1 protein-coding gene is annotated in these 5,837 nt (G+C 53.1%); it reads left to right on the top strand.

The genetic code is table 11. The features are described 5' to 3' along the window. Positions 1-5,367: helicase-related protein (locus tag DWX33_RS22030; protein ID WP_122381047.1), on the top strand; the 5,367-nt coding region annotated here is incomplete at its 5' end. Positions 5,368-5,837: the final 470 nt, after the last annotated feature.

Below are 5,837 nucleotides of genomic sequence, written 5' to 3'. Positions count from 1 at the left end.
GATGTGATGGCTTTCGAGAAGGATCTGCTCACGGGTACAATCTTGAGGCATCTCTATCCCGACCAGAAAATGCGCACCTGCGGTTTTGAGAAAATCGAAAGACCGTTCAACAATTATTTCGACTTGGCGGTGTCCAACATTCCGTTCGGTGACATTGCCGTGTTCGACGCGGAGTTTCAGCGGAGCGACTCTTTCGGCAGACGCTCCGCCCAGAAAACCATCCACAACTATTTCTTTCTCAAAGGACTGGATGCCGTGCGTGACGGCGGTATCGTGGCGTTCATCACCTCGCAAGGGGTATTGAATAGCACCAAGACCTCCGTGCGTAACGAGCTGTTCAGTCAGGCCAATCTGGTATCCGCGATACGCCTGCCCAACAACCTGTTCACGGACAACGCGGGCAAGGAGGTGGGGAGGAAACCGACCATGCCTGAAAGGGACATCAGCAAGAAGGAAATGTCGCAGGACGAGCGGCTGATGACCGTGATACAGACGGACACGAAAACCGCCCTGACCGACAACGCCTATTTCATCCACCACCCGGAACGCATCGTGCATACGATGGCGAAACTTGACACAGACCCCTACGGGAAGCCCGCTATGGTTTATCTGCACGAGGGCAAGGCAGCAGGCATCGCCGGGGATTTGCGCCGTATGCTCGACGAGGATTTCCATTACAGGCTTGCCATGCGCTTGTATTCGGGTTCAATCCGGCAGGCAGGAACGGAAGAAAAAGTTGCCGTTCAAAATAAAGTAGAGCGTCCTGCCATAAAATTGGAAACAGTATCCTCGGCGCAGACGGTGGAAACTCCGACAGAAAAGCCGCAACCCGCAGATGAAAAGCCGGAGATAGAACCGCGCCCGCAATATTCCGCAGGCGTGCAGCTCACCCTGCTTGACCTCTGGGGGATGACGGAAGAGGTCAGCCAACCGAAAACCTCCAAAAAGAAAAAGACGGTGAAAAAGGCAGTTACGGCAAAGTCCACTCCGCCCAAACCGAAAGTCACGGTTACACCGACAGCTCCAACTGCAAAACCCGCAATGGAGAATAAGGAGGTGAAAGCGGAGAACACCGCCAAGCCTGCCGACCCGGACGACATCTATGCCACACTGGACTGGGATACCAATCCTCCCATCAACGGTTTCTATGAAATGATGATGGGTTTGACGCCGGAGCGTAGGAAAGAACTTCGGGAACTGGCAAGGCAGCATAACGAGAAACAAGTGGCGGAAAAGACGGAAGTGAAAGCCGTGCCGGAAACTTCCCGTGAGCAGCCACGACAGGAGGAAACACAGCCGGAGGCAGTCGCCGCACCTGCCGTTACAGATACCCCATCGGAAGCGGTGGGGACTTTCCTTTTCCCCGACATCGAAGCGGAAAAGCCGAAGGAGGAAGTCGTGGACCTTTCTCCGCGTGCCTACCACCGCACGCCGGAGATGCACCTGCGCGAAGGGTCGCTGGTGGCTGACAGGGGGCGTCATAACATCGGCTACCTGAAGGACATCACGCCATACGGGGCGACATTCCAGCCGCTCGACCTGAAAGGATACCAGAAGGAAAAGGCGTTGTTGTATGTGTCGCTGCGTGACGCCTACGAGCGTCTGTACCGTTATGAATCGCTCCGGCGCGAGGCAAATGTTCCGTGGCGAGAGCATCTGAATACCTGTTACGATGAGTTTGTCATGCGCTACGGCAACCTCAACGCCAAGCAGAACGTGAAGTTAGTGATGATGGATGCGGGCGGGCGCGACATCCTTTCGCTGGAACGGATGGAAAACGGAAAGTTCGTCAAGGCGGACATCTTCGAGCATCCTGTTTCCTTCGCGGTGGAGAGCCATGCCAACGTAGGCTCTCCCGAAGAAGCCCTGTCTGCGTCGCTCAACAAATATGGTACGGTCAATCTCGACTATATGCGGGAGATAACCGACAGCACGGCGGAGGATTTGCTCACTGCCCTGCAAGGGCGCATCTACTACAATCCGCTCGTGACCGGTTACGAAATCAAAGACCGTTTCATCGCCGGAAATGTCATAGAGAAAGCGGAACGCATAGAGGCATGGATGGGTGACAATCCCGAAAATGAGCGTATGCCGGAGGTGAAGCAGGCGTTGGAGGCTCTGAAAGATGCCGAGCCGCAGCGCATCGCCTTCGAGGATCTGGACTTCAATTTCGGGGAACGCTGGATTCCGACGGGTGTCTATGCCGCCTACATGAGCCGGCTGTTCGACACGGAGGTGAAAATCGCCTATTCCGCAAGCATGGACGAGTTTTCGGTGGTGTGCGGCTACCGCACCATGAAAATCACGGACGAGTTTCTGGTGAAGGGGTATTACCGGAACTATGACGGTATGCACCTCCTAAAACACGCCCTGCACAACACCTGCCCTGACATGATGAAGTCCATCGGCAAGGACGAGCATGGCAACGACATCAAGATGCGCGACAGCGAGGGAATACAACTCGCCAACGCCAAGATTGACGAGATACGAAACGGCTTCTCCGAATGGCTCGAAGAGCAGTCGCCGCAGTTCAAGGAGCGGCTTGTGACGATGTATAACCGCAAGTTCAACTGTTTCGTGCGCCCGCGCTACGACGGCTCCCATCAGACCTTTCCCGACCTCAACCTGAAAGGGCTGGCAAGCCGGGGTATCAAGAGCGTCTATCCCTCACAGATGGATTGCGTCTGGATGTTGAAACAGAACGGCGGCGGAATTTGCGACCACGAGGTGGGAACCGGTAAGACGCTGATAATGTGCATCGCCGCGCATGAGATGAAGCGTCTGAATTTGGCACACAAGCCGATGATTATCGGGCTGAAAGCCAACGTTGCGGAGATTGCAGCCACCTATCAGGCGGCATATCCCAACGCACGTATTCTGTACGCTTCGGAGAAGGACTTTTCGACCGCCAACCGTGTGCGCTTCTTCAATAATATAAAGAACAACGACTACGATTGCGTCATCATGTCGCACGACCAGTTCGGCAAGATACCGCAGTCGCCGGAATTGCAGCAGCGCATCCTGCAAGCAGAGCTTGACACGGTGGAGGAAAACCTCGAAGTGCTACGGCAGCAGGGAAAGAACGTGTCGCGGGCGATGCTGAAAGGATTGGAGAAGCGCAAGCACAACCTTGAAGCGAAGCTGGAGAAGGTGGAACACGCCATAAAGTCACGCACGGACGACGTGGTGGATTTCAAGCAGATGGGCATCGACCACATCTTCATAGATGAGAGCCACCAGTTCAAGAATCTGACTTTCAACACGCGCCACGACCGTGTGGCGGGATTGGGAAACAGCGAGGGAAGCCAGAAGGCACTTAACATGCTCTTTGCCATACGCACCATACAGGAGCGCACAGGAAAAGACTTGGGTGCGACCTTCCTCTCCGGCACGACTATCAGCAACTCACTGACTGAATTGTACCTGCTGTTCAAGTACCTGCGCCCGAAGGAGCTGGAACGGCAGGACATAAGGTGTTTCGACGCTTGGGCGGCGATATTTGCCAAGAAGACGACGGATTTTGAATTTAACGTGACGAACAATGTGGTCCAGAAGGAGCGTTTCCGCTACTTCATCAAAGTGCCGGAGCTTGCCGCCTTCTATAATGAAATCACGGACTACCGCACGGCGGAGGATGTGGGCGTTGACCGTCCTGCCAAGAACGAGATACTGCACCATATACCGCCCACGCCGGAACAGGAGGACTTCATACAGAAACTGATGCAGTTCGCCAAGACGGGCGATGCCACCTTGTTGGGCAGGCTGCCGCTTTCGGAAACGGAAGAAAAGGCGAAGATGCTCATCGCCACGGACTATGCCCGGAAAATGGCACTCGACATGCGCATGATAGACCCGAATTACGAAGATCATCCCGACAACAAAGCGAGTCACTGTGCCAAGATGATCGCGGAGTATTATCAAAAATACGACGCCCAGAAAGGCACGCAGTTCGTTTTCTCTGATTTGGGGACATACCAGCCGGGCGACGGGTGGAACGTCTATTCGGAAATCAAGCGCAAACTGACGGAGGACTACGGTATACCGCCAAGCGAGGTGCGCTTCATTCAGGAGTGCAAGACCGACAAGGCGCGGAAGGCGGTGATAGACGCCATGAACGCCGGGACGGTGCGTGTGCTGTTCGGCTCTACCTCTATGCTCGGAACGGGTGTGAACGCCCAGAAACGGTGTGTGGCTATCCATCATCTCGATACGCCGTGGCGACCGTCCGACTTGCAACAGCGTGACGGACGCGGAGTTAGGGCAGGTAATGAGATTGCCAAACATTTCGCCGGGAACAACGTGGATGTAATCATCTACGCGGTGGAGAAGTCACTGGACAGCTACAAGTTCAACCTCCTGCACTGCAAGCAGACTTTCATAAGCCAGCTCAAAAGCGGTGCGATGGGTGCGCGTACCATCGACGAGGGGGCAATGGACGAGAAATCGGGCATGAATTTCTCGGAATACATGGCGTTGCTCTCCGGCAATACCGACCTGTTGGACAAGGCGAAACTGGAAAAGCGGATCGCATCGCTCGAAGGGGAACGCAAGTCGTTCAACAAGGGCAAGCGTGATTCGGAGTTCAAGCTGGAGTCAAAGACCGGCGAGTTGCGCAACAACACGGCTTTCATAGATGCCATGACGGAGGACTGGAACCGCTTCCTGTCGGTGGTGCAGACCGACAAGGAGGGCAACCGCCTTAATATAATAAAGGTGGACGGAGTGGATTCCGCCGATGAGAAGGTCATCGGAAAGCGTTTGCAGGAGATAGCCAAGAATGCCACGACCGGAGGGTTGTACACGCAGGTCGGTGAACTTTACGGTTTTCCGATAAAGGTGGTGAGCGAAAGGATACTCAAAGAGGGATTGGAGTTCACCGACAACCGCTTCGTGGTCGAGGGGAACTACAAGTACACCTACAACAACGGGCATCTGGCGATGGCTGACCCGTTGGCCGCCGCCCGCAACTTCCTCAACGCGATGGAGAGGATACCCTCCATCATCGACCAGTACAAGGCGAAGAACGAGGTGCTGGAGATGGAGATACCGCAGTTACAGGAGATAGCGGGTAAGGTGTGGAAGAAGGAGGACGAGCTGAAGCAGTTGAAGTCCGAACTTGCCGCCCTTGACCGAAAAATTCAGCTGGAGCTTGCGCCACCCACGCCCGAAGTCGCAGAAAAGGAGAATGAAGGGCAACAGCTCAAGCCGGAAGCGGAAGATGTGAGGAACAGGCAGGCGCAATATCCCGAAAATGCACCGCCGCAGATACGCAGTCCGGCGGATAGTATCGTTGCCAACCATGTCATAATCGGGCGTCCGGGACTGTATGCCAAGGAGGAAACCCGGTCCAAAGGATTGAAAATATAACCTAAGGAATTTTATCTGAAGTATTAATAAGGGCTATCCCAAAAGGTCTAAAAGTAAATTTTATCCTTTCTGCAAGTATCTGTAGGATGGCAACTGCATTTTTTTTCTTTTTGGGCAGCCCTTATTAAAATTTATTCTTATTTTAGGTTATATACATTCATGTCCATTTATGTAAAAAATCCTGCTGACCTTGTTTATGTCTTGTCAGTCACCATTTGCAAAACCATATTTGACCCTCAAAGAGGCTGAATTTGATAAGTAACTTGCTACATACTCATAATAAGGAGCTAAATAGAACACGAATGGGAAATACACAAATGCTAAACTAAAGAAGATATTGGCCAAAATAAACGCTATACCGAGAGAGAAACTTGATTTTTCAACTTCCTAAAACGGTGTTGTTCAAACATTTCTACTTATTTGTACTTGCCAGTTGAACCTACGCTTCCCTAATAAAATGTCTATGGTAA

The sequence above is a fragment of the Parabacteroides sp. AF19-14 genome, assembly GCF_003635485.1.
GTDB classification, from domain to species: domain Bacteria; phylum Bacteroidota; class Bacteroidia; order Bacteroidales; family Tannerellaceae; genus Parabacteroides; species Parabacteroides distasonis.
The sequence above is the reverse complement of the archived record's forward strand: the minus strand, read 5'-3'. Positions and strand labels throughout refer to the sequence as shown.